This window comes from Streptomyces sp. NPDC005281 (genome assembly GCF_040607495.1).
Lineage (GTDB): Bacteria > Actinomycetota > Actinomycetes > Streptomycetales > Streptomycetaceae > Streptomyces.
This window is the reverse complement of the sequence record NZ_JBEXGX010000048.1, coordinates 18,791-43,310: the sequence shown is the minus strand read 5'-3', so window position 1 is coordinate 43,310 and position 24,520 is coordinate 18,791. Positions and strand designations below refer to the sequence as shown.

Below are 24,520 nucleotides of genomic sequence, written 5' to 3'. Positions count from 1 at the left end.
CGCGGAGCGGGAGCGCAACCCCCCCGCGCAGCGGGGGGGTTCGCTTGCACATCGCGCAGCGATGTGGTACCCGCTCCGCGGGAGCGCTGGCGGTTCGCTGCGCTCTCCGCTCAACCCGAGTGCTGCGCACTCGGGTTGGCACCCCCTTCGCTGCGCTGCGGGGGTGGAGTTGCTGCGCAGCCTGGCCCGGCCTGCGTCCGGGCTGAGCGGTCCTCCGCTGCGCTCCGGACCGCGGGCCTCACGCTGCGCGCGAGGCGATGCGCCGCGCTTCGCGCGGCTTGGGCTGGCGGCGAGGGGTGGTCCGGGGTGATCGGTCGTCAGCTTCTGAGGCCTTCGTGGCGGGGGGTCCTGCTCCTTCACTCTGAGAGTTTCCCGGCGGGCGTCCACGGCTTCGGGGAGGGTGCCGGGGCCTGCACAGCACTGCGGAGCATCTCTTTCAGCGTTTTCGGTGGGGCTTGCTTCTCCTCCTGGGAGTGCATCAACCGGGCTACGGACACCCGTATATGACACTCACGGTTCCGCTGCTTGAGGAGCACCACCCAGATCCCGTCAGGGGCGAGGAAGGCGTGCCGGGCCGGCTCATCTCCGGGCTGGGCGTGCCGGGCGAGGACTCCCGGCAGGTAGTGCAGGGCTGCGTCCTCGGCTGCTGCGGTGGCTTGCTCCTGGTCGCCGTTGATGTGGTGAGTGCCCACCAGCATCCATCGGTGCAGTTTCAGTTCCACGCCGTCGGCGCGTTCGGTCTCTCTGGTGTCCTCTTCAATGAGGACGTACCACTGATCGGTCATGATCGAATCATAGCTTTCTTCTGGGGTTCTCTGGAGGGTTCTCGGTTTGATGCAGCATGTAGAGTTGGCAGAAATGAGGGATCCCCTGTGGGGCATCAGGACCACAGGGGAAGGAGGAGGATAGGCGTGTTGATCTACGAGTATCTTCCCTACGAGCTCGTCCGGCTGGGGGTGGTCTCGAAAGCGGCCGGACGCACCTGTGCGGTGGCCGCACAGGTGCGTCCGGCTCAGGAACGCCTCGGCAGCGCGGCGGGCCCCTCTCGAGCCTCACCATCTGAGCGAGCTGCTCATCGCAGAGTTGCGATGTCGTCAGTGGGAGCGGATCGCGAGTCTCATGAACAAGGAGGGGATGGCCGTGTACGAGCTCGCTGGTGATGCGCGTGGCGGCCGTTACGAGCAGCAGCGGCTGCAGCGTCTGGTGAAAGAGGTGGCCGAGGCCGAGCGGTCGGGGGCCAGGGCTGTGGAGATCACGCGGCACCGGGTCTACCGGATCGATGCCCGGTCCGCTGTCGGATCGACGGCGCACGTACCGGTCCTCACACTTCATCTGATGGAGGCAACACCCGACCGCGCGGCCGAGAAGGCCTGGACCGTCCACGGACGAGAGGGCGGCCTCTACCAGCGTGGCGGATACCGGATCGCCTCCGTCGAACAAGTCCTTCCCGAACCCGGAGAGCTCTTTTGATCCAGCTCCGAGAACATCAGGTGGCTCAGAAGTCGAGTTTCCGGAAATGGGTCGGCTTTCCCGCAAGATCACCTGCGCCCTCTGGAGGGGTGCGAGGCACGATCGTGTCCGCGACCGGCTCGGGCAAGACGATCACGGCCGCCGCATGCGCCCTGGAGTGCTTTCGCAACGGACGGATCCTCGTGACCGTGCCGACCCTGGACCTGCTCGTCCAGACCGCCCAGGCCTGGCACCTGGTGGGCCACCGCGCACCGATGGTCGCAGTGTGCTCGCTGGAGAACGACGCGGTGCTCAGCTCGCTGGGGGTACGCACCACCACCAACCCGATCCAACTCGCCCTGTGGGCCCGGTCCGGCCCGGTGGTTGTGTTCGCCACGTACGCCTCGCTGGTGGACCGCGAGGACATCGACACCCCCCAGAGCCCAGGGAAGGTTCGTGGGCCGCTGGAGGCTGCTCTGGCGGGCGGGGAGCGGCTCTACGGACAGCAGATGGACGGCTTCGACCTCGCCATCGTGGACGAGGCGCACGGCACCGCCGGTGACCTCGGGAGGCCGTGGGCGGCGATCCACGACAACCAGCGGATCCCGGCGGACTTCCGGCTCTACCTGACCGCAACCCCGCGCATCCTCGCCGCCGCCCGGCCGCAGAAGGGCACGGACGGCGAGGAGCTGGAGATCGCGACCATGGCCGACGACCCGGACGGCACGTACGGCGCGTGGCTCGCGGAGCTCGGACTTTCGGAGGCAATCGAGCGCGAGATCCTCGCGGGGTTCGAGATCGACGTGCTGGAGATCCGCGACCCCTCCCCCGTCATCGGGGAATCGGAGGAGGCGCAGCGCGGCCGGCGCCTGGCGCTCCTGCAGACCGCACTTTTGGAACACGCCGCGGCGTACAACCTCCGTACGGTCATGACCTTCCACCAGAAGGTCGAGGAAGCCGCCGCGTTCGCGGACAAGCTCCCGCAGACCGCTGCCGAGCTGTACGTCACCGAGACCGATGACGAGACCATGGCCAAGGCGGAGGAGGAGCTCCCCGCATCCTCGATCGACGCGGAGTTCTACGAACTCGAGGCCGGCCGCCACGCACCCCCGGACCGCGTCTGGTCCGCCTGGCTGTGCGGCGACCACCTCGTCGCCGAACGACGTGAAGTACTACGGCAGTTCGCGAACGGCATCGACCCGGCCGGGCGCCGGGTCCACCGCGCCTTCCTCGCCTCGGTGCGCGTGCTCGGGGAAGGCGTCGACATCACCGGCGAGCGGGGAGTGGAAGCCGTCTGCTTCGCCGACACCCGCGGCTCCCAAGTAGAGATCGTGCAGAACATCGGCCGCGCGCTCCGCCTCAACAAGGACGGCACCACCAAAGTCGCGCGGATCATCGTGCCGGTATTCCTGGAACCCGGCGAAGACCCCACCGACATGGTCGCCTCCGCCAGCTTCCGCCCTCTCGTGGCGGTCCTCCAGGGCCTGCGCTCCCATGATGAGCGCCTGGTCGAACAGCTCGCCTCCCGCGCCCTCACCAGCGGCAAACGCAAAGTGCACGTCCGGCGCGACGAGGACGGGCGGATCGTCGGGGCCGGCAGCGAGGGTGACGGCGAGGACCAGGAGCAGGACGACACCGATGGCGCTGCCGAGTCGGCGCTGCTCCACTTCTCCTCTCCCCGGGACGCGGCGACCATCGCGGCGTTCCTGCGTACCCGGGTCTACCGGCCCGAGTCGCTGGTGTGGCTGGAGGGCTACCAGGCCCTGCTGCGCTGGCGGGCGGAGAACGAGATCACCGGCTTGTACGCCGTCCCGTACGACACCGAGACCGAAGCCGGAGCCACCAAGGCGTTCCCTCTGGGGCGATGGGTCCATCAGCAGCGGCGCACCTACCGGGCCGGTGAACTCGACGACCACCGCAAGGAACTCCTCGACGACGCCGGAATGGTGTGGGAACCCAGCGAAGAGGCCTGGGAGACCAAACTCGCCGTCCTGCGCTCCTACCGGCGAGCGCACGGCCATCTCGCCCCTAGGCGAGACGCCGTGTGGGGCAGCGCCGACAGTGAACTGGTCCCGGTCGGGGAACACATGGCCAACCTCCGCCGCAAAGACGGTCTCGGCAAAAACCCCTCCCGCGCCGCGGTACGGGCGGCACAGCTGTCCACGATTGACCCCGACTGGAACTGCCCCTGGCCACTGGACTGGCAGCGCCACCACCGCGCCCTCGCCGACCTGGTCGACGCCGACGGCAGCCTGCCCTACATCGCGCCCGGCGTCCTCTTCGAAGGCGACGACATCGGACGATGGCTGCATCGACAGATCCGCGAGTGGTCCCAGCTCACCGAGGAACAGCAGGAACGACTGACCAGGCTAGGCATCAAGCCCGTTGAGGCGCCGTCTCCCGCCCCGGCGACCAAGGGTGCGACGAAGAGCCAGAGCAAGGCGCAGCAAGCGTTCCAGCGGGGCCTGGCAGCCCTCGCGCAGTGGGTGGAGCGGGAAGGCGCCCACCGGCCGGTACCGCGCGGCCACAGCGAAGAGATCGCCGTCGACGGCGAGACGGACCCGGTGACCGTGAAACTGGGCGTGTGGGTCTCGAATACCAAATCGAGGTGGGGCAAGCTCCCCCAGGAGCAACAGGCCGTCCTCGCTGCACTGGACGTCCCGTGGGCGGTGACTGCGCCGGTGCCGAGCCAGCCCGAGGGCTCGGCTGGCAGGCGGCGGGCGCCCGAACCACTGCGGGCCCGGTCTGGCAGGGGGCAGGTTGGTCATTAGGATGCAATGCCACGCTGGTCAAACTGAATGTGGTACAGCGAAGTTGGCAAAGCCCTTGGTCCACTGGGTGCAATCAAGAACTACGGGCATCAGGCGGAGCGCGTGTTGGCGCACACCCCACCAGGGGGCAAGGGGAGGCCGGTGGCCTCCCCTTGCTGCTCGTCGGCATCAGTCCACCGCCCGGCGCATCAACCCGGCCGAGAGGGGCTGCGGGCATCCGTGCCTTCGCTTAGGTTCAAGCGTGGGATGGACGGACGAGGGGGAATCCGTAACTTCCTGTTCCGGGAGTGCTCCTTGACGTACGGTTCGCCCATCAAGGGGAGGTACCGGCTATTTCCGTATTCGACGAACTGTACGAACTCGGGTGCTTCGGCCCCGCGTGTCTGACCCTGACCGGCAAGCTGGTGCGGCAGGAAGCACGGCGCTTTCCCGTTCTGGATCCGTCGGCCGGCTGGCAAAAGGCCGATGCGGAGGATCTGCTGTATGAGTTCCTGGCAGACCGTCTCCAGGCGGTCACCGCCAATCTCCTGGCTCTGGCCACCGACGATGACAGTGTCGGACGATTGCTGCGGACATCGATCCGGCGCTGGTTGATCGACCAGGCCCGCAAAACCGCGCTCGGTTCGGTCAGGCGCTCGCTGGAAGAGGTACTGACGGACTGCAGTGCCTTCGAGGCGGTGCCGCCGGGCGAGGCGGGGGCCGGTAGGTGGCGCTTGTCCGGCACGACGTTGCAGCCCTGGTCCGGTCCCCCCGACCCGCTCGTCGACGCCGCGTACGCCGTGCCGAACATCAAGATCCCGAAGTGGACCAGTGAAACGCGCCGAGCCCCTCTCGCTGACAGGAAGTCGCTGGAAGCTGTGATCCGTGCGGTTTTGTCCACTGCCGCCGGATCGATGGAGGTCGCGCAGCTCGTCGAGGTGTTCATCGCTCGCTTTCCCGTGGCGCTGGATCCGATAGTCCTCCCGCTCCCCGACGATGCGGGATCGCAGATCACCGCCAGTGCGCATGCCTCCCCGGAGGAGATCGTGCTTGCTCGCGACGACGAGGCCAGTGCGGCGTCTGCCGCGGCACAGATCGTGGCCATGCTCAGCCCTCAGGAGCGGGTCATGGTCGCGTATCTGGAGAGCCCGGGGGAGCTCCAGGCGCATTTGGGCTGCGGCCGGTCCCAGGCCTATCACCACAGAACACGTCTGAAGGAGAAACTGCAGCAGCTCGTCGGGAACGGAGACGGGGACCAGGTACGTTCGGTGGGGTCGGAGGTGATCCGGCTGTGCAGCGAAGCGGCGCAGACACGATGAGCGCGGCCGGGGCCGGACGTCTTGGCCGGTATGACGTCAATCGATGGTGGAGGCCTGCTCAGTCGATGGATGCGGGAGGACACCATGAGTGACTCGGGAGTGCCGCAACGGTTCCTGGACCTGGCCCGGCAGATGCGTGGGCCGCATGCTCTGTCGGAAGCAGGGCTGAAGGAGCGCTTCGGTGATCCGGCTCAGGCGGAGATCAAGGCTGGTCAGGTATGGCGGGCACGCTGGGACGAGGTCAGCGTGCTTGTGCTGATCCTGGAGGTGGAGGCCCGTGAGGTGAACGCCGTCCCCGTCACGATCGACCCGCCCGGTGAGGATGAGACCAGCGTGGTCGTGGACGGGGCACGTACCGCGTTCGGCGTCGAGGCCACCGTGTGGGCAGGGCTGGCCTCCTGTGTCCCCATGCGTGTGCTGGAGCGCGTGGTCGATGCCTGGGACGAGGACATCGTGGAGTGTGCGGCGACCTGGGCCCAGGGACGGCCGGCGCCAGCCGTGGCAGGGGTACGCCAGGGGCAGATGATCCGGTCCGCCCTGGAGCCAGACGCCGAGACGCGAGCTGGCCTCGCTGATGATCTGGAGCATCTGCAACATGCGCCCGGTCTGCCGGTTCAGGAGAACGGACGGCCTCCCGGGACGTTGGCGTCGCTGCTCGGCGACCGGTTGGACTTGAGGACGCTGTGCTCTGCCTTGGAGATGCCGCAGCCCGAGGTCATGAAACTGCTTCGCGGCAAGGCTCCGCTGCCTGCCGACCGGATCGACGCCATCGCCTCGGCGACCGGGCTGAGCGCAGAGCAGATCGCCCGGACGGTCCGTCCCCTGCCCGCCGATCTCGTCCAGGCCATAGAGCACCCGCGGTGGCGCTCGGTATGGGTACGCCGCGCCCGGCAGCTGGAGATCAGTGAAGCCCAGGCGCGTCTTTCGGGCAGTTACGGCGCCTTCGCCCTGGCCGCTCGCGAAACAGGCGGTGGCGCGGCCGACTGGGACGCCCGTCTGCGGCAGTTCCTCGGCGGCGAGGACAGTACAAAGGGCGGCGCGTGACACGGCGCCGGTTCGACCAGGAGGCTCCGCGTCAGGCGGAGGCGATGATCTCGGCTCTTGAGCGGCTGCACCCCGGCGCCGTGGAAGCGCTGCGCGCCGATCCGTTGGCCGAGCTGGGCCGCTGGACGGACGTCCAGGTGTCGTTGGAGGCCGCGTCGGACGGCGGTGGCCGGTGCTCGGTCGCCGGCAGCTACCGGTCGCAGACCGATCCCCCCACGCTGGTGGTCGGGGCGGCCCGCTCACATCGGCGCCGCGGATTTACCGGCCTGCACGAGCTGGGCCACCATCTCCAGCAGACCGACCCCGAGCTGGGGCAGCGCCTGTTCGACTGGGAGGACTCCGAAGCGTTCGAGGAAGCCGCATGTGACGCCTTCGCCGCGCGCATCCTCGTGCCGGATGCGCAGATTGCCGCGGACGTACGCCGCCGCGGGCCCTGCGCCGACGATGTAGTCGCCATGTTCCGCACCTCCCGGGCCTCGCGCGAGGCGTGCTGTGTGCGTGCGGCGCGGTACCTGGCCGGCGGCGGTGTGGTCGTCCTGTTCGACGCCGCGGGCCGGGTGCTGTTCGCCGCGGCTCACGGCATGATTCCCCCGGCTCGGGGCTCCGACCAGTCGGGCACCCCGCTCCTGGCCGCGGCCCTGGGGACCCGCGCCATGGTGGAGCGCGACAAGACGTTCGTGCTCTACCGATCCGGCCAGCGGAGCGATCTGCTGTACGGGCAGGCGGCATGGTGTGACGAGGACTATCTGATCGCGGTGCTCGCCGAGGACAGCGTGGCCTGGCGTGCCTTCACAGCGCCGCGGCCGCGGACCGGGAGCTCCCGGTCCGGTTCCTGGTGGGAGTGCGAGACATGCGGGGAGTCATTCAAGATCACCGAGCCGGGATGTGCGGAGTGCGGGGAGCCTTCGTGCGGGCAGGGGCACTGTGGCTGTACGGCCGCCAGAAGGCGGAGCGACCGTGCTTGCGAGGAGTGCTTCATGGTCCTAGCTCCGTCCCGGTTCAAGGGTGCGAGCACGGTCTGCCGGGACTGTTCCTGACCTGATCGCAGCAAGGGTGAGGGGTGCCCGGACGATCTCGGCGGTGTGACGTCAGAGGAGGGTGAGCCGCCGAGTGACGGCTCCGCCCGGGGAGGTTCCGGGCGCTGTGCGGCGCTCGGCGCCCCTCACCTGAACGGACACATCCTCATGGGATACACCGAGGACATCCTCAACGACATCCGCGGCCAGATCGACGCCCACCCTGAGCCGCTGGCGCAGGCCCGTACGCGGTTGGACCTGGTCCGCTCGAGCGCGATCGGCTTCACAGGCGCACTGCGGACCTACCGCAGTGGTTCGCTGCCCCAGCACACCTTCACCCACCCGGTCGGCGACGGTGACGGCGGAGTCGTCCTGGACCGGCGCGTGTATCCGCGGCTCGGACCGGACGGGGGCGGCGAGACGCCGGCCGAGATCACCGGCGAGCTGTGCGCGCTGCTCGGCCCCGCGGTGCGCAAGGTGTACCCGAAGGCCCGGTGCGGCACCTCCAAGCGCGGCCCGAAGATCACCTTCGGAGAGCCGGTCGACGGCCAGGACCCGACGGTGGACCTGGTCGTGGCCCTCACCCGGAAGGAAGGGGGCGGGCTGTGGATCCCGAACCTGGAGACCGACCGGTGGGAGGCGTCCGACCCGGAGGGACACGTCGCGCTCTTCACCGGCGGGACGCAGCCGATGCGCCGTACCCGCCGCAGGGTGGTGCGCCTGCTGAAGGCCTGGAACAAGCAGTACTCCCAGCCGGGGTTCTCCTCGCACAACCTGACGGTGTGGGCGTGGGAGTTCATCGAGCCGGGGATGGGCGTGGCGAAGGCGCTGGCCAAGGTGCTGTCCAAGGCTGCAGCCCGGGTGGAGGCCGGTACGGCGACCAAGGACCCTCTGGGGGTCTCGCCGAACGTGAAGCTGCTGGTGGGGCGTGAGGCTGCGGCCCGGCGCCTGCGCGGGGCGGCGGACGGCGTGGCCGAGGCTCTGGCGGTCGACGACGACCGCGAGGCGGTGCTGTCGGCGCTGTCGGGGGTGTTCTACCGGTACGTGCAGGCTCCGGTATCCGACAGTTTCGCAGGCAAGATCGCGGCGCTGCGGCAGCGCACGCCTGTCACGACGGTAACGCTGGGGCTGAGCGGACCGGCGGCCGAGGTACGGCCCACCCGGGCCTACGGCGCGGGGCATCACGCGTGAGACACCGTCCTGCCTGGCGTGCGCCGGCCTGGTTCGCCAGGCCGGCGGCCCGCATCGCCTTCCAACGCCGCCTTGCCGCCTGCGGCCAGGCGGTCAGGGTCATCCCGCCTCCGCGCCGCTTCCGCGGCGGCTTCGCCCTGGCCGTCCAGCTGCGGGTCGCGGACGTCGTCGAGCAGACGGTCTCGATCATGTTCGGCCCAGGGTCCCCCGACGTGCCGCACGTGTACACCGACGGGCCGTCAGAGTCGCCTCACCGGTATTCCGATGACGCTTTGTGCATGTGGTACCCGTACGATGCGCCTGAGCAGCGCTGGGTCCGCGCGGACGGGCCGGAGGCCTTGCTGGGGCACGTGGTGGCCCATCTCCTGCGTGAACAATGGTGGCGTAGCACGGGTGAGTGGCCCGGCCAGGAAGCTCCCCACGGCACGTGAGCGGCGTGCCCGATATCTGCTTGGAGGTCGTCATGACGCCCGTGCAGACGGCGGTTCCGCCGCCGACTCCTTCTGTGTCGGCGACCGCAGCGGTGCCTTCCGCGACGCCTGCGGTCCCTTCCGTGCCGGTCCCGGCGGTGTCGACGGCCACCGTGGTTCCTTCCACGCCGCCCGCGGCCCCTGCTGCGGCCGATGCCACCTCGGTGTGGCCGGCCGTGGTGTCCGGGGCCTTCCTCGCCGCCGCGCTCACCGCGGCCATCAACATCTGGCTCGCACGGCGAAAGAGCCGGGACGAGGAGATCAGCAGGCTCCGGACCGCCTTCGCCGACGCCTTCGCCGCCCACAGCGCCTACAAGGAGATGCCCTACGCCATCAGACGGCGCCGGTTCGACGCCGCGGCCGAGGAACGCGTGCGGCTGTCGGAGACGTTGCGGGAGATCCAGGGCAACCTCTCCTACCACCTTGCCTGGACGAAGATCGAATCCGAAGCGGTGGGCCGTGCCTACGCCGACCTCGTCCAGGAGCTGCGCAAGACGGCCGGAGCGGCCATGCGCGCAGCGTGGGAAGCGTCGCCCATCGAGAGCGACACCGCCATGAACATCCCACCGGCACAGATCGACCTCAGCGCGCTACAGACGCTGGAGACCGCCTACATCACTGCCGTCCGGGAGCACGTGCGCGCGCTCAACAAACCGTGGTGGTCCCGGTAGAAGCGCCAGAGCGCCTGTCGCACGCACTTGTCGCGTTCAGTCCGATTTGCATCAATCGATTAGGAGAGAGCACGATTCGGTCCGAATATGTATCCATTCGCTGACTGGCTCTAGCCCAAGACATCAGCGTGCAGTGTTCTCGTTTCGGATCATGCGACGCAGGCTGGTGCGCGCTGCCGCGAGAGGGGCACCCGTGTCCATCGAGAAGCACATCGGCAACCTGCTCGCTAAACTCGACCTGCCCATCAGCACTGACACTCACCGCCGCGTCCAAGCCGTCCTGACCTACCTCAACGCCTGAGCTTGTCATTTATGGTCCGGCGTCGAACGCGGCTCGAACTTGGTCGGCGTTTTCGCAGTTCAGCGGACGTGAAGGCGGCCTTCGTCTGATCCTGTGCTCCGTCACAGAGTGGATCAGCGCGAAGGCCGTGGTCGTGAGTTTGGTACATCAGGGCGTCCTGCGGGATGCGTTCGCGGAAGTGTCACACTTCCGGTCGGAGCTGTACGCGTGTCTGACCGCGCGAGGCGACGCATTGTTCGAGTTATGCGACGCGCTGTTGTGCACGGACGGGCCGGTGCGAACGCTCGTTGATCTCGCGCTCGCGCCCGAACACCGTCGCGGGCACGGAGCTCTGTACGGCGGACTCAACCAGGGCCGGGTCGACGTCGCCCGGCTGCGCCGGGCCTTGGCCGGGGTGCCGTTGCCGAGGGCGGCGGATGGTCGGCTCGTGCTGGCGGTGGATGTTTCGCCGTGGCTGCGTCCGGACGCCAACACGTGTGCTGACCGGTCCTTTTGCCACACGTTCGGCCGGGGTGAGGGCAAGCATCAAATGGTGCCCGGGTGGCCGTACTCGGTGGTGGCCGCGCTGGAGACCGGCCGCACGTCCTGGACGGCGGTGCTGGACGCCATCCGCTTGGAGCCCGGCGCCGACGTCGCCGCCGTGACCACGGTCCAGATCCGCGAGGTCGTCGAGCGGCTGGTCGCGGCTGGCCAGTGGCGGCCGGGTGACCCGAGGGTTCTGATCGTGCTGGACGCGGGATACGACGCTCCGCGCATCGCCCACCTGCTGGCCGGGCTGCCCGTCGAGATCCTCGGCTGGCTCCGTTCGGATCGGGTGATGCGGCGTCCGACACCCTCCCGCGAAGAGTTCAGCCTGGCCAACCCCAAGGGCGGCCGACCGCCCAAGCACGGCGGCGAGTTCGTCTTCGGCGACCCCACAACCTGGGGCACCGAGCAAGCCGTGACGACCACGGACACCCGGCTCTATGGGAAGGCGACCGCGCAGGCGTGGGACCGGCTGCACCCGCGGCTGACCCGCCGGGCCGCATGGCTCGACCATGAGGGGCCGCTGCCCCTCATCGAGGGCACCGTCATACGCCTGGTCGTGGAGAAGCTGCCCAGCGGTGGGGTCAACAAGCCGGTATGGCTGTGGTGGTCGGGTACCGGCGCCACTGAAGCGGACGTCGACCGCTGCTGGCAGTCCTTCCTCCGCCGCTTCGACATCGAGCACACCTTCCGCCTGTTCAAGCAGACCCTCGGGTGGACCAAGCCCAGGCTTCGCAGCTCGGAAGCGGCCGACAGGTGGACTTGGCTGGTGATCGCCGCCTATGCCCAGCTCCGCCTCGCCCGCTCGCTGGCCACCGACCTTCGTCGGCCCTGGGAGAAGCCGACCCCGCCGAACAGACTCACGCCCGCCCGCGTCCGCAGAGGGTTCAGGAACCTCCGCACGAAGACCGGCTCCCCGGCCGGTGCACCGAAACCTTCCCGACCGGGTCCGGGCCGGCCACCAGGCTCGAAGAACCAGCGCCTGGCACCCCGGCACGACGTCGGGCGGGTCCTTGCCACCGGTGAGGTATACGCCCGACCAGCCCACCACAAGGTCGGCACCAAACCCCGCCGTGGCAACTGAACTTCCGCCCGCGTGAACCGCCAGGAAGCCGACGAGGTTGGATAGCTCCGTGGTGGGACGAGAACGCGTGAAGAAGAGACGGCCTCCCTTCGGCATGCCGAAAAGCATCGCCCTGCTGGCGACGCCGGAAGGCTGGCGCCACAGTGTCCTCACAGAGGAAGGCGGGATGCTTTGCGGGCGTCTTGCCGATGTGCCGGCCAACACCGACCCAGCCGAGGCACGGGCCGCCGTGGCCGCCATGGTGGTGGAACTCGCACACGACTTCTACGAAGCTGACGTCGACGTGACCTGGGATCCGCCTCGGGAACCCGGATCATGGACAGCCCAGGTCACCGTTGCCGCGACCCCGCCGAACGCCTGAAGTTAAACGACAAGCTGAGAGGGTGTTTTTGAACCGGGAAGCGGAGGGTCTTCCTCGGTGTGCCTTGCCGCCGTTCGTCAACCCACGGGGGCACGCGCGAAGTTGCGGGCCGGGGGTGTCAGAGGTGCCCGGTACGATCCGTTCATCAGACTGGGGAGGGCTCATGGCGACCAAGTGGACCTTGACGATCGACTGCGCGTACCCGTCCAAGCTGGCCGCGTTCTGGGCGCTGGCATTGGGCTATGCGGAGAAGCCCGCGCCCGCAGGGTTCGGGAGTTGGGAGGACTGGCTCTCGCACCATGGCGTTCCGGAGGACGAGTGGGATGACGGGGCGTATCTCTTGGATCCGGACGGCGTAGGCCCCACTTTGTCCTTCTTGAAGGTGCCGGAGCCGAAGTTGGTGAAGAACCGGTTGCACCTCGACGTGCAAGTCGGTGGTGGCCGTGAAACGCCGTGGGAGGTGCGCTGGCCGCGTGTGGTCAAGGCAGTCGAGCGGTTGACCGCTGCGGGTGCGACTGTGGTCCGCGAGGACGAGTTGCAGGGCAGGCCGGATCACGTGGTGATGGCAGATCCGGAGGGTAACGAGTTCTGCGTGGTCTGAGTGGGCGTTAAGTCCGCTTCTTCCGGACGACGCTGAGTGATCACGGGTGCGCCCTGCCGGGCCCCGGGGTCAGCCGGTGGTGGCCGGGGTCTTCTTCGTCCAGCTGTCCGTGCGGGGGCCCTTGCGGGTGAGGCGCCTGGTCATCAACGTGATGAGCGACCAGGTCAGATGTGCCTCACTGTGCTGCGGGAGCCGTTCGTAGTCCCTTGCGTTGCGGCGGGCCCGCATGGTCCAGCCGATCGTGCGCTCGACACGCCAGCGACGTGGGAGGACGACGAAGCCCTTGGCTCCCTTGGGCCGGTGGACGGTCTTGAGGGTGATGTGGAGGAAGTCGCGGGCCCAGTCGACGAGCTGGCCGGCGTAGGCGGAGTCGGCCCAGACCTGCGTGATCTGCGGATGCGTCAGACGCAGCCGCCAGAGCAGTTCGCGGGCGGCGTCCCGGTCGGTCATGTCGGCGGGCGTCACCAAGATCATGACGGGGAAGCCCTTCGTGTCCACCGCGAGGTGTCTCTTCCTCCCGTTGATCTTTTTCGCGGGATCGTAGCCGCGGGTGGCCCTGCTGACGGTCTCGGCGGCCTTCACCGACTGCGAGTCGACGATCAGCGTGACCGGATAGGGACACCGCCCCATGCCGGTGCGGAGCCGGCGGCGGAGCTGGTCGCGGATCCAGGCCACCACTCCGGTCCGGTTCCATCGTGCGAAAAAGCCGTAGACGGTCTCCCAGGGCGGGTAATCCGCAGGAAGGGCCCTCCATTTGGCTCCGTTGTCGGTGATGTAGCGGATCGCGTCGACGATCTCCCGTCTCGGGTGCTTCTCCGGCCGGCCGCCCTTCTTGGTCTGGCAGGCCGGGACGGGCAGCAGCGGTTCGAGCAGGGCCCATTCGGCAGTGGTGGTGTCGGAGGGATAGCGGCGGCGGCGCGTGGCGGTGGGCATGTCGGGCTCGGCAGAAGGGATCGGGCCGGCGGGAACCGGCTATTTGGTGAGCTGGGCGAGGGTGGCGCGGACCCCGGTGAGCTGGGCGACGGCGAGCTGGGCCCATTCGTCGTCGGGGCAGCGGGCCAGGTGCGGATCGAGCGTGCCCGTGATCACCCGGGTGAGCCGGCCGAGGATCTCGCGGAACTGCTTCTTCTCGTACTCGATCCAGTCCGCCGGCTCGTCGGAGAACAGGTAGCCGTCCTTGCGCGTGTAGATGATCGGGGTGAGATGTTCCGCCGCCGCGACATCGCGGAGCTGCCGGACACCTCGGGCGACCTGCGACTTCTTCAGCCTCGTCGCCGCGACGAGCTGCCGGGTGTGCAGCCCGGCGGGACGGGCCTCGATCAGCGAGGCGCGGACCAGGTCGCCGTAGTGCTCCGCGAGCGGCCGTGCCGCGCGGGGCACGGCTACTCGCCCTTGAGGAGCTGGACGAGCTGCTCGTCCAGGGTGAACTCGCCGTGGTCGACCGCCGATTCCAGCCAGTCGGCCGCCGCCCTCACCTTCGCGATGCCCCTTCGGACGGTCTCGCGCTCGTCCTCGGTGAACTCCTGGCCCCGTAGCCGCGGAACCAGCCTGCCCAGGGCGGCGACATAGCTGTGGCAGGACCCGACCAGGTCCAGGTACTCGATGGTGTGCTCGATCTGCCGCACCGCCGGAGTCCGTTCGCGGATCTGCTCGCGGGTCTGTTCGGAGTTGTCGAACTGCGCCCGGTTGATCACCATCCGGGTGGTTTCGTCCCGCATCACCCGCCGGGCGACCGTCGGCCGTTGCAGCAGGTCAGCGGTGACCTGACCGGCGACGTCGTCGTCACGGACCAGTTCCGACACTACCCGCACCTTGTCCTCCGACGGGACCTGCGAGGCGACCGCCGGGCGCCGCAGCAGACCGGTGGCCACCTGCCCGGCGACCTCGTCGTCGCGGACCAGGTCGGTCACCGCCTGGACCTTCTCCTCCACCGTCACTGGACGCTCCACCCGCTGCCCCACCAGCCGTTTCGCGCTGTCAGGGGTCCAGCGCCGCTGGCCGGTGCGCTGGTTGAACGGCGGATCCTCGATCGCAGCCCACCGTTCCGCCTCGTCCGCGACCGACGCCAGGACCCGGTGAACTGTGAAGGACACCCCGTCCTTGCGCCTGTCGGCCGGCCACCGGTTGGCGGTCCACCGCCAGTCCTCCACCGTCGCCCGTGCGACGCCGATGTCGTCGGCGAACATCTGCAACGACTCCTCGACGGTGAACAGGTCGTCGGTGCCGTTTGGCATCGAACCGCCCACCGGCCGCATCGGCTCGATCTCCAGCGCCTTTTCTCCCAGGGCGAATTGGGCCCGCGTGACCTGCGCGATCAGCTCCCGGGCCTCGGCGACGATCTGCTCGTAACGCGTCCGGGTGACGTTCCCGACCCGCTCCGTCATGATGCCCACCACCTCACCCCGGGCCGGGCCGGGCCGGCCGCCCTGCGGCGACCGTCAACACAGCACCTCCCCAGGTCACCTCAAACGGTGACGCGGACCCGATATGACGGGGCAGAGCGCGAAGCGGGGGCGCTCGCAGCGCGCACCGCCCACCGCCGGTACCCGTGCCGGACGGGAGTGATGCAGGAAGCTCAACTTCCGTTCGGCAACGGCGTTTCCGTAACGCCGTCCCGCGACGCCTGCCGTTGGCGGCACGCTCTCACCCGGCAACGGGGCGAACAGTACGTCGCCGCCCGGGACCGTTCGACCCCCACCGTCCAGCACTTCCCGCAAACCGGGCATTCCGCCTGGTCCCCGTGCTGGATCGCCACCACTCTCAGCCGGGCCTGCTCAAGTGCCCGCCAATGCCGTGACCTGCACCGGCCAGAGCAGAACACCGCCTTCGCCGCCATCGTCGACGGCAACGGATCACCGCACTCCCGGCAGTACCGCCGGCCCACCGCTCGCGACGCCACAACCTCGATCGTCGCGACATTCAGACCTCAAGACCAGCCTTCAAAAACACGCACTGACAAAGCGAAACGCACACGGCCGCGCTTCTCGCCTTCCTCACCAAGGACGCCGTGACCGGCCATCTCAGCCGTCGTTGCACAGGACATCGCGCATCCGTTCCATGTCTCCGCAGCCGTGCCGGATGCGCGAGCGGCCGGGGCCTCGACTATCTCCTGCCCGGGTTAGGGTTCTCGGCCGTAGTCCGGTCCTGACCGCGCTCTGGACGGGACCGGACTACTTCCCCCGCGGCCGGCGCCCGAACAGCACGCCCGCAGGGTCCGGGGCTGGTAGTCCCAGGTCATGTCGAGGGAATCTACCGAAGGACCTTCAATACTGCGCCCGCCAGCCGCTCCGCAGTCTCCGCCGCATCCGTGTCCGGTAGGACCAGGTGGCTGATGGTCATGCGGACTGTGATGTCCGCCGCGACAGTGATCGCGGGCTCGTTCTGATCGGGAAGGCGTTCAGCTAGCCAAGCGCGCAGGAGGATCTGGGCGGCGTCGAAGACGGGGTCCGCGCGGGCGGTGAGGTAGGGCAGCAGGCTGTCGGAGCCTTCGCGGGAGGCGGTGACGACAGCGCTGATCAGGGGGCTGTTGTGAGCTTCCGTGAGGACGTGGCGGATCGCGGCTTCCAGGCAGGTCCTGGTGTCGGGGCAGCCGGGGTAGAGGACGTCCGCGACACTCGCCAGGAACTCCTGGGTCTCTCGGATCACCAGGGCGTGCCCCAGGCCTGCGCGGCTTCCGAACTCCTTGTACACGGAGGGGCGGGACACCTCGGCGGCGGCGGCCACAGCGGAGAGACTGACCTGGTTCCAGCCGTTGGCGGAGGCGATGTCGCGTGCCGCGTCCAGGACGCGCTGCCTCATCTGTTTCCGCCAGGCGAGGCGGGGCGGATCGGGTGCCGCTGTCTCGGGATCAAGACTCCGGTTCCTTCGCGTGTCTGCCGCCATGGCCCAAGTCTGGCAGGCGCGGCGGAGGGGTCCGCCGCCCGGGCTGGGGGGCTGCCCGGGCGGCGGGGTTGTGGTGAGGCTGTTGCCTCAGGAGCGCTTGCGGCGCAGAACGAGGAAGATGCCGCCGCCGAGCGCGAGTGCCATCGCGGCTAGACCGAGGGGCAGAGCCACACCCGCGCCGGTCTCGGCGAGGTCGCCGCCTGCGCCGTTTGCCTTGACGTCATTGCTGTCGCCCTTGGCGGAGCTGTCCCCGCCGGAGGCGGCGGAGTTGGTACCCGTGCCGTTGCCCGGCGACTGCTCCTCGGGGCTCGCCGTGGACTCGGTGCCGCCCGGCGCGGCTGTCGCTGCCGGCGTCGCCGCGTCCTTCGCCGTATTGAAGGCATACGCGCCCCGGTCCGCGCTGCCGGCATCACGGCGGGCGCCGGCGATGTCGGTGGTGACCTGGGACAGCGGCTTGCCCGAACCGATACCGGGCGAGCCCTTGGCCAGCCGGAAACCGGGGGCGCCGTCGGTGCCGGGTGCGACGAACTTGGGGTTGGCGATGATGTCGTGCGGGCCCTTCACCGCGGGGGCTTTGCCGCCGTAGTAGAGGTTGTAGTCGTAAGTGACGTCGTTGTTCCCGTAGGTGGAGTTCGTCGGCTGGTTCGGGCGGCTGTAGGAGACGTTGTTGAACAGGTGGACGTCTTTGCTGTCCTGGGCGTAGATGTTGGCGTAGCTGTTCATGCGCGTGCTGCGGCCGTTCTGGTAGGCCGTGTTGTGCACGATGTCGACGTGCTGGCTCTTGAAGGAGTGGATGCCGGAGCCGCCGTTGTTGTAGGTGACGTTGTTGGCGACCAGGACGCGTCCGTTGTAGTCAGGACCGGTTGCTCCGGCTTTCGCCTTGTCCTTGAGCGTGTCGATGATGATGCCGTTGCCGTCCGAGTAGCAGTGGCAGTGTCCCCACTTCACCTTGCTCTCGTTGTCATGGACGATGTTGTTGGTGAAGCGGATCTTGTATTTGCTGGGGTCGCCCTGGTCGATGTCCTGCGCGGCGAGGATCGAGATGCCGCTGTTGGCGAAGACGGAGTACCACGCGTTGGCGTAGACGTTGTTGTGGTCGATCGTCACGTAGTCCGCGTAGCCTGCGCCTATGCCGCCGCCGGGGCAGTGGTGGACGGTGTTGCCGACGATGTCGATGTGGTGCGGCCGGGCGCCCGACTTTCTGTCCTTTTCGACGGACATGCAGTTGGTGTTGTACGTCGGCTTCGTGGTGCTGGCGCCCTGTTCGGCGTCCTTCAGGGAGATGTTCGCGCTGTTGCCTTTGATCTCGAGGCCGCGGAGCACGATGTGCGAGGCGCCGTTGATGCGGATGCCGTTCCATGCGGCGACCGGGTTGATCACGGGGTGTTGGCCGGGGTAGGCGCGGTAGGTGATGGGCGCCCCGGTCTTGCCGGAGCGGGAGATCGCCACGACGTCTGAGCCGCCCGGCTTCTCCTTGTACGTGCCGTTCATGATGGAGACGGTGTCTCCGGGTGTCGTGCTGTCGGCTGCCTTCTGAATCGTGCGGAACGGTTTGGCGGGCGAGGTTCCCGAATTGCCGTCGGAGCCGGCGGGGCTGACGTAGTACGTCCGGCCGGCTGCCTCGGCCTGCGGTGAGCCGACGAGGCCAAGGGGGATCCCTGAGCTCGCCAGAAGTACGGATATTGCATATGCGCCAGTGCGTTTCATTGCTGCCTTTTCTCTGAGAATGCTCGTGCGGTCGGCACCGCGTCCTGGGGCCGGGCGGGGCCTCGTCGTGCACGAGAGTCCTCACGAGTGATCGGGGCGGAGGACACTGCTGCGCGCCCGCGTTCGGCGGATTCGGCAGTGGAGACGGCGTCGGCAAACGCGTCACCCGGGGGCGGGCCTGCGGGTAACACGGGAGCACGACGTGTGAACGCGGCTGGTCAACAGCGGCGTCACCCGCCGGACCGTTTCGTGAGGGCGAGTTGCGTCAGTGACGGTGGCAGACTCCGGCTTCAGACGCAAGAAGGGTTGATCTGTAAACGTTTTGACGTTGCGTCAGTTGATGACGGGATTTCACGAACATGTTTCCAGGGGGTTGCGCTCCGGCATGCTGGTATACCAGCATGCCGCCATGCCAAGCATCGATTACGAGACAACGGGCAGCGCTCCCTCCCCGATCGTGCTCCCTCCCCTGAGCGAGCCGGCCTCCCGTACAGACCGGGTGCGCGATGCTCTGCGCCAGGCGATCCTCGACGGGGCGCTGCCCCCCGGCAGGGCCCTGGTGGAGCGGGAGCTGGCCGAGATGTACGGCGTCTCGAAGACCCCGGTGCGCGAGGCGCTCAAGCAGTTGAGGGCGACCGGCCTGGTGGAGATGAACACCTACCAGGGCGTGAGCGTGCGCCGCCCCGACGACAAGCTGGTGCGGGAGCTGTACACCGCCCGGTGCGCCGCCGAACCCGAGGCGGTACGGCTCGCCGCCGAACTGCACGGCGAGACGCCCTACGCCGCGGCGCGGCGCGCGCTGGACGACGCGGCCGCGCTGATCGGCTCCGGGGAGACCCAGGGCCTGGGCACAGCCAACCGGCGCTTCCACCGGGAGCTGTACACCGCGTGCGACAACAGCTTCCTTTGCGCCTTCCTCGATCAGCTACAGGATCTGACCGCGTTCGTGGCGGGCCTGGGCTGGCGGCTGCGGGCCACTTTCGAGGAGGAGGCCGCCGAACACTCGGCGATCCTCGAAGCCATGGAGCAGGGCGACGCCGACCGGGCCGAGCAGCTGACCCGCGCACATATCCGCAAGGCGCAGCAGACTCTCGCCAGTGCGCTCGGGGCCGAGAAGTGAACACCGAACTCTTCGCCCACCCGCTGTCGTTCCGCCACGCCCCTGGGGCGCAGGCGGAGCGACTGCGGGAGGCGGGGGTGGACCGGGTCCGGCTGGCGTACGCCTACCACAGCGGGCGCTGGTTGCTCACAACGAGCGAGCCGGCGGCCGTGATGGACTTCGCTGGAGGCCGCTGGTTCGCCGGGCGGCCCGGGGTCAGCGAGCGCCCGCCTCTCACGCTGCCCGTCCGCGGCGACCATGCCACGACGGCCGCTGAGGCACTGGTGGCCTCGGGGGTGGCGGTAACGGGGTGGCTGGTGGCGCTCCACCAGTCGGCGCTGGCCAGTTCCCGTCCCGAGTTGGCCGTGCGCAACGCGTTCGGCCACCCCTACCGGCACGCGCTGTGCCCGGCCCAGCCGGACGTGGTGCGCTACGCCCGTGACCTGGTTGCCGAGACCGCCGCGCAGCCCTGGGTCAGCGCTCTGGAGCTGGAGGCCTTCGGCTATCTGGGATGGCAGCACGCGAGCGCTCACGACAGGACGGGCGCGGCGCTGCGGCCGGTGGACCGCTGGCTGCTTTCGCTGTGCTTCTGCCCGGCCTGCTCCGCCCATCTGCTGGAGGCAGGTGTGGACAGCACCGAGGCGGCGGCCCGCACCCGGGCCGTCGTCCTGGCGCAGCTGTGCGATCCGCGGCCCGCCGGCGTCGCCCTCGCCGAGGACGCCGTGTCGGCGCTGGGGCAGGAGCTGCACGACGTGCTGCTCGCCGTACGGGCCGGTGTCACCACGACTCTCGTACAGGCGGCGGCCGAAGTGTCCAAGGGGCTGCCGGTGTCCGTGCGGGCCACCGCCGACCCGTATGCCTGCGACGGAAAGTCCACCGGCGATCTGCCCTCGCTGGGCGGTGCGGCCGGCGGGCTCACCGTCACCAACCTGGGCGGCGACCGCGCCGCCCTGCAGCGGGACCTGCTCGCCGCGAGCCGCACCGGCACCCGCTTCGCCGCCGGCTGGAACCTCGGTACCGCGCAGACGCGCGGCGAGGAGGAACTGAACGACATCGCCCGCCTCGCCCACTCCCACGGCGCGAGCGCACTCGTTCTCTACGCCTACGATCTCGCCCCCGCGCCCCGGCTCGACTGGCTCCGCCGTCTTTCCCAGGCCCCGAGGCTCGGGGAGAAGGCGCCGTACTACAGCCCACCCCACATACAAACGGAGCCGGCTCAATGACCGGATACCTGATCCGCCGACTACTCCAACTCATACCCGTCGTCCTGGTGGTGTCGTTGGTCCTCTTCCTCCTGCTGCGGCTGATGCCCGGCGATCCCACCGTGGACATTCTGGGCCAGGACGCCAGTGCTGCCGACCGGGCGGCGCTACGCGCCGATCTCGGCCTCAACGCCCCCATGTGGCGGCAGTTCACCGACTGGATCGGCGGCATCGTTCATGGTGACCTCGGCGTGTCCTGGCTGACCGGCGAGAAGATCAGCGCCGTACTCGGCGATCGGCTCGCCGCGACCGCCGAACTCGGCGTGATCGCCCTGGCCTTCGCACTGTTCATCGGCATCCCAGCCGGTGTGCTGGCCGCCGTCAAACGCCGCAAGCCCACCGACACCGCGCTGAACTCCGCAGGGCTCTTGGCCCTGTCGGCACCCCACTTCTACCTGGCCGCCCTGCTCATCCTGGTGTTCGCGCTGTGGCTGAAGGTGCTGCCGCCCTCCGGCTTCGTACCGCTCGCACAAGACCCGGTGGAGAACCTGCGGCACATGGTGCTGCCCGCCGTGACGATCGGCTCTACGATCGCGGCCGTCACCATGCGCCAGACACGGGCCGCGCTGCTGACCGTCTTCAACGAGGACTACATCCGGACCGCCGAAGCCAGCGGGCTCTCCCGCCGTCGGATCGTCGGCGTCTACGCCCTGCGCAACGCCATCGTCCCTGTCGTAACCGTGGTGGCACTGCAGATCGGCGCGCTGATGAGCGCCACCGTGGTCACCGAGACCGTCTTCACCGTGCCCGGCATGGGCACGCTGATCGTCGACGGCATCTTCAGCCGGGACTTGCCCGTCGTACAGGGCGCGGTCCTGATGGTCGTGGTCTTCGTCCTCCTGGTGAACCTGCTGGCCGACCTGATCTACGCGTGGCTCGACCCGCGCATCACGTACTGACAGGAGCGATGATGGCCACCGAAACCCTCACCCCGGCCCCGCGCCACCCGGTTCTGGGCCGGCTGCGCCGCGACCGCCGCGCCCAACTCGCCGTGCCCGTCCTGCTGCTGCTCGCGCTGGCGGCGGCGGCCCGGCCCTTCATGACCGACCGGATGCGGGCCACCGACACCGGAAACCTCCTCGCCGGACCCAGCATCGCGCACTGGCTCGGCACCGACGAACTCGGCCGGGACGTCCTCGCCCGGATCATCGCCGGCGCGATAGTGACCGCCGAAGTCGCCACCGTCACCGTCGGCGCGGCCTTGGTCGTCGGCACGGTCCTCGGTCTCATCGCCGGATACCGGGGCGGCTGGCTGGACTCCGTGATCATGCGGCTGTCCGACGGGCTTCTCGCCTTCCCGCTGCTGGTGCTCGCCCTCACCGTGGTCGCCGCGCTCGGGCCCGGTCTGCGTAACGCACTCATCGCCATCGCCGTGGTGACCACACCTCGCTTCGCGCGGGTGGTCCGGGGCGAGGTGCTGTCGCTGCGGACCCGCGAATGGGTCTCGGCGGCACGGATCGTAGGCGTCCCGCAGGCCGCGATCATGCGCCGCCACCTACTGCCCCATCTGGCGGGCACACTGCTGGTGTTCGCCGCGCTCCAGGTCTCTACCGCAATCATGGCCGAGGCAGCGCTGAGCTTTTTGGGACTGAGCGTGCAGCCGCCGCAGTCCAGCTGGGGCGCGATGGTCGCCTCCGGCACAGACCATCTCAGCGCCAGCTGGTCGCTGAGCGTGTTCCCCGGCCTGGCAATCCTGCTGACCGTGGCCGCGTTCAACATGCTGGCCGACGCGCTGCGAGACGCACTGGACGCGCACCGGCCGCAGCTGACACCGCCGCGGTGAAACGCCCGCCGGGCACCCCGCTGGACCTGGGTACCGCGGGTTCGGTTACCGCGGCTGCCGAGGCGGTACGCCTCCTCACCGCAGACGGTCCCCGTCCCTCACACCCCTCGACAGACCGTAGGTCCCTGCCATGACCACTTTCCCCGACGCCCCGGCACCGTCCGGTCCGTGTCGCCCTCATCGTTTATGACGCTCCGGTAAGACCCGGGCCGCCCAGCCCCTCTTCTCGACGCCGTACCGCCTGGCCTCATCGCCTGCCGGGCCGTGCGCCGTCCGCACCGGCACACCCTGCCGTGTCTCCTCGGCCCCCACGCCGGGCCTTGCGGGCCCCCGCGTCCCCTCACGCGCCCCGCCCTTCCTCAGCACTCCGCATCCCGCATCCGCGATCCGTACAAGGAAGTGCTTCACCATGTCTCTTTCCTCCCGTTCATCACGTTCCTCCTCCGTGCGCGGACTGCCCCGCCGTGCCGTCCTCGCCGGCGCCGCCGCTACTGCGGCCACCGCTTCTTTGGCCAGCATCTCCGGATGCAGCGACTCGGCTTCCTCCGGCGGAGGGTCCGCCACCCTGACGGCGGGCTTCGATAACGAACCGGTCACCCTCGACCCGGCGCTGAGCGCCGCCATCTCCTCCGACCGCAATGTGCTGAACCTCTTCTTCGACGCGCTGCTGCGCCAGCGGCCCGACGGCTCTTTCGAGGCCGCGCTCGCCACCAAGTGGGAGCACACCGACAAGGAGGTCACCTTCACGTTGCGCGACGGGGTGAAGTTCCACGACGGCACCCCGTGCGACGCCGAGGCCGTGGTCCACAACCTGCGCCGCGTGATGGACCCCAAGACGCTCTCCACCAAGGCCGCCGCACTCGCCAAGGTCGCCTCCGTCGAAGCAGCCGACGCCAAGACCGTCAAGCTGAAGCTGAAGTCACCGGACCCCCTGCTGCTCATCCAACTGGCCCACGAGGCAGGCATGATCGCCTCCCCGGCAGCGCTGAAAAAGCATGGCAAGGACTTCAGCCGCCACCCCGTCGGCACCGGCCCCTTCACCTTCTCAATGTGGCGTTCCAACGTGCAGCTCACCGCCGAGCGCAACGACAGGTACTGGGCCAAGGCCTCCGACGGCAGCAGCCTGCCCAAGCTCGACAAGGTCATCGTGCGCTTCGTCACCGACGCCAAGGTGCTGCGTGCCGAACTCTCCACGGGCGGCGTCCAGCTGGTGCGGGCCCTGCCTCCGGAGGAGTACAAGCAGCTCGCCGGCGACAAGCGCATCGTCATCAAGGACGGCGGGGTGCGCCGCGCCTACTACGTCGCGCTCAACACCACCAAGGGCCCGTTCAAAGACGCCAAGGTGCGCGCCGCGTTCGCCCAGGCCGTCGACCGCCGCGCGGTGGGCAAGGCCGCCGCGGGCGACGAGTACGACATCGCCCCGTCCTTCGCCACCACCTCCGACTGGTTCTACGACGGCTCCATCGCGCCGCTGCCCCACGACGCGGCCAAGGCCCGCCAGGCGCTGAAGGACGCGGGACTGCCCGGCCAGGTGCCGATCACGCTCGTCGCCCGCCGCCGCGCCCCCGACCCGACCATCGCGGAGCTGTTGCAGAGCCAGCTCACCTCGGCGGGCTTCGCGCCGAAGGCGGACGTGCTGGAGTTCCAGACCTTGCTGGACCGGATGAAGAAGCGGGACTTCGACGCGGCACTGCTGGTCATCGACATCCCGCGCTTGGACCCCTCACTCTCCTTCGATCCGTACTTCACCAGCGACGGCCCCAACAACTGGTCCGGCCTCCACGACCGCACCCTGGACGCCCTCCTCTCCGACGGCGCCGAGTCCACCGACCGGTCCGACCGGAAAAAGGCGTACGCAGACGCGCAGCGCCGCATCATCGCCAACAACTACTGGGTGTTCCTGCACCAGGCGAAGTCGCCACTCATCCACAGCAGCCGCCTCAAGGGCATCCAGCTGGACATTGACGGGCAGTGGCGCCTCGCCGAAGCCGAGCTGGGGGCATGA

Annotated in this window: 21 protein-coding genes and 1 pseudogene; 16 read left to right on the top strand and 6 right to left on the bottom strand. The window is 69.0% G+C overall.

The genetic code is table 11. The annotated features are described in order from the left end of the window. Positions 1–356 precede the first annotated feature (356 nt). Complete coding sequence (locus ABZV42_RS38840) at positions 357–785, bottom strand: hypothetical protein (RefSeq protein ID WP_355846440.1); 429 nt, start codon at positions 783–785, stop codon at positions 357–359. 355 nt (positions 786–1,140) lie between these two features. Between ABZV42_RS38840 and ABZV42_RS38835 the strand changes: the two genes are divergently transcribed. From ABZV42_RS38835 to ABZV42_RS38785, 11 genes and pseudogenes are all read left to right on the top strand, one after another. Then, positions 1,141–1,470, top strand: coding sequence for a hypothetical protein (locus ABZV42_RS38835; protein WP_355846438.1), 330 nt, complete (start codon positions 1,141–1,143; stop codon positions 1,468–1,470). Continuing rightward, positions 1,467–4,220 carry a Helicase associated domain protein gene (locus tag ABZV42_RS38830; RefSeq protein ID WP_355846435.1) on the top strand — a complete coding sequence of 918 codons (2,754 nt, stop codon included), beginning with the start codon at positions 1,467–1,469 and terminating at the stop codon, positions 4,218–4,220. Before ABZV42_RS38835 ends, ABZV42_RS38830 begins: the two co-directional genes overlap by 4 nt. Before the next feature lie 287 nt (positions 4,221–4,507). Further along, positions 4,508–5,518 (top strand): hypothetical protein, encoded by a 1,011-nt coding sequence (locus ABZV42_RS38825; RefSeq protein WP_356056284.1) that lies wholly within the window; start codon positions 4,508–4,510, stop codon positions 5,516–5,518. Between the two features lie 84 nt (positions 5,519–5,602). Beyond that, positions 5,603–6,562, top strand: a complete 960-nt coding sequence (locus tag ABZV42_RS38820; protein ID WP_356056282.1) for a hypothetical protein — start codon at positions 5,603–5,605, stop codon at positions 6,560–6,562. Continuing rightward, on the top strand, positions 6,559–7,599 hold the full coding sequence (locus ABZV42_RS38815) for an ImmA/IrrE family metallo-endopeptidase (RefSeq protein WP_355846427.1): 1,041 nt from the start codon (positions 6,559–6,561) through the stop codon (positions 7,597–7,599). The genes ABZV42_RS38820 and ABZV42_RS38815 overlap by 4 nt, the downstream gene beginning before the upstream one ends. Positions 7,600–7,746: 147 nt before the next feature. Next, complete coding sequence (locus ABZV42_RS38810) at positions 7,747–8,769, top strand: hypothetical protein (protein WP_355846424.1); 1,023 nt, start codon at positions 7,747–7,749, stop codon at positions 8,767–8,769. 583 nt (positions 8,770–9,352) lie between these two features. After that, complete coding sequence (locus ABZV42_RS38805; RefSeq protein ID WP_356056280.1) at positions 9,353–9,910, top strand: hypothetical protein; 558 nt, start codon at positions 9,353–9,355, stop codon at positions 9,908–9,910. A 199-nt stretch (positions 9,911–10,109) separates the two neighbouring features. Beyond that, positions 10,110–10,211 (top strand): annotated as a pseudogene (locus ABZV42_RS38800) (DNA-binding response regulator); the annotation flags it as partial. Between the two features lie 133 nt (positions 10,212–10,344). Further along, a complete protein-coding gene (locus tag ABZV42_RS38795) occupies positions 10,345–11,820 on the top strand; it encodes an NF041680 family putative transposase (RefSeq protein WP_356056278.1) in 1,476 nt (491 codons plus the stop codon). A 67-nt stretch (positions 11,821–11,887) separates the two neighbouring features. After that, positions 11,888–12,181 (top strand): hypothetical protein, encoded by a 294-nt coding sequence (locus tag ABZV42_RS38790; protein WP_356056275.1) that lies wholly within the window; start codon positions 11,888–11,890, stop codon positions 12,179–12,181. Positions 12,182–12,344: 163 nt separating this feature from the next. Next, on the top strand, positions 12,345–12,782 hold the full coding sequence (locus tag ABZV42_RS38785) for a VOC family protein (protein WP_355846412.1): 438 nt from the start codon (positions 12,345–12,347) through the stop codon (positions 12,780–12,782). A 69-nt stretch (positions 12,783–12,851) separates the two neighbouring features. Here ABZV42_RS38785 and ABZV42_RS38780 read toward each other — a convergent pair whose 3' ends face one another. The 5 genes from ABZV42_RS38780 to ABZV42_RS38760 form a co-directional block, all read right to left on the bottom strand. Beyond that, on the bottom strand, positions 12,852–13,715 hold the full coding sequence (locus ABZV42_RS38780) for an IS5 family transposase (RefSeq protein WP_356056272.1): 864 nt from the start codon (positions 13,713–13,715) through the stop codon (positions 12,852–12,854). A gap of 39 nt (positions 13,716–13,754) precedes the next feature. Beyond that, positions 13,755–14,162: a hypothetical protein gene (locus ABZV42_RS38775; protein WP_355846406.1), complete on the bottom strand. Its 408-nt coding sequence runs from the start codon at positions 14,160–14,162 to the stop codon at positions 13,755–13,757. 2 nt (positions 14,163–14,164) lie between these two features. Continuing rightward, the gene (locus tag ABZV42_RS38770) at positions 14,165–15,166 is read right to left on the bottom strand and encodes a DUF6192 family protein (protein WP_356056270.1); all 1,002 of its coding nucleotides are present in this window, start codon (positions 15,164–15,166) and stop codon (positions 14,165–14,167) included. A gap of 865 nt (positions 15,167–16,031) precedes the next feature. Further along, positions 16,032–16,580, bottom strand: coding sequence for a TetR family transcriptional regulator (locus tag ABZV42_RS38765; RefSeq protein WP_355846400.1), 549 nt, complete (start codon positions 16,578–16,580; stop codon positions 16,032–16,034). A 171-nt stretch (positions 16,581–16,751) separates the two neighbouring features. Then, entirely contained in the window at positions 16,752–18,155 is a 1,404-nt protein-coding gene (locus tag ABZV42_RS38760; protein WP_355846397.1) for a right-handed parallel beta-helix repeat-containing protein, read from the bottom strand. Between the two features lie 625 nt (positions 18,156–18,780). Between ABZV42_RS38760 and ABZV42_RS38755 the strand changes: the two genes are divergently transcribed. From ABZV42_RS38755 to ABZV42_RS38735, 5 genes are all read left to right on the top strand, one after another. After that, positions 18,781–19,491, top strand: a complete 711-nt coding sequence (locus tag ABZV42_RS38755; RefSeq protein WP_355846395.1) for a GntR family transcriptional regulator — start codon at positions 18,781–18,783, stop codon at positions 19,489–19,491. After that, a complete protein-coding gene (locus ABZV42_RS38750) occupies positions 19,488–20,693 on the top strand; it encodes a hypothetical protein (RefSeq protein WP_355846392.1) in 1,206 nt (401 codons plus the stop codon). The genes ABZV42_RS38755 and ABZV42_RS38750 overlap by 4 nt, the downstream gene beginning before the upstream one ends. After that, positions 20,690–21,631 (top strand): ABC transporter permease, encoded by a 942-nt coding sequence (locus ABZV42_RS38745; protein ID WP_355846390.1) that lies wholly within the window; start codon positions 20,690–20,692, stop codon positions 21,629–21,631. The genes ABZV42_RS38750 and ABZV42_RS38745 overlap by 4 nt, the downstream gene beginning before the upstream one ends. An 8-nt stretch (positions 21,632–21,639) precedes the next feature. Continuing rightward, the gene (locus ABZV42_RS38740; RefSeq protein WP_355846387.1) at positions 21,640–22,515 is read left to right on the top strand and encodes an ABC transporter permease; all 876 of its coding nucleotides are present in this window, start codon (positions 21,640–21,642) and stop codon (positions 22,513–22,515) included. A 409-nt stretch (positions 22,516–22,924) separates the two neighbouring features. Beyond that, on the top strand, positions 22,925–24,520 hold the full coding sequence (locus ABZV42_RS38735) for an ABC transporter substrate-binding protein (RefSeq protein ID WP_355846384.1): 1,596 nt from the start codon (positions 22,925–22,927) through the stop codon (positions 24,518–24,520).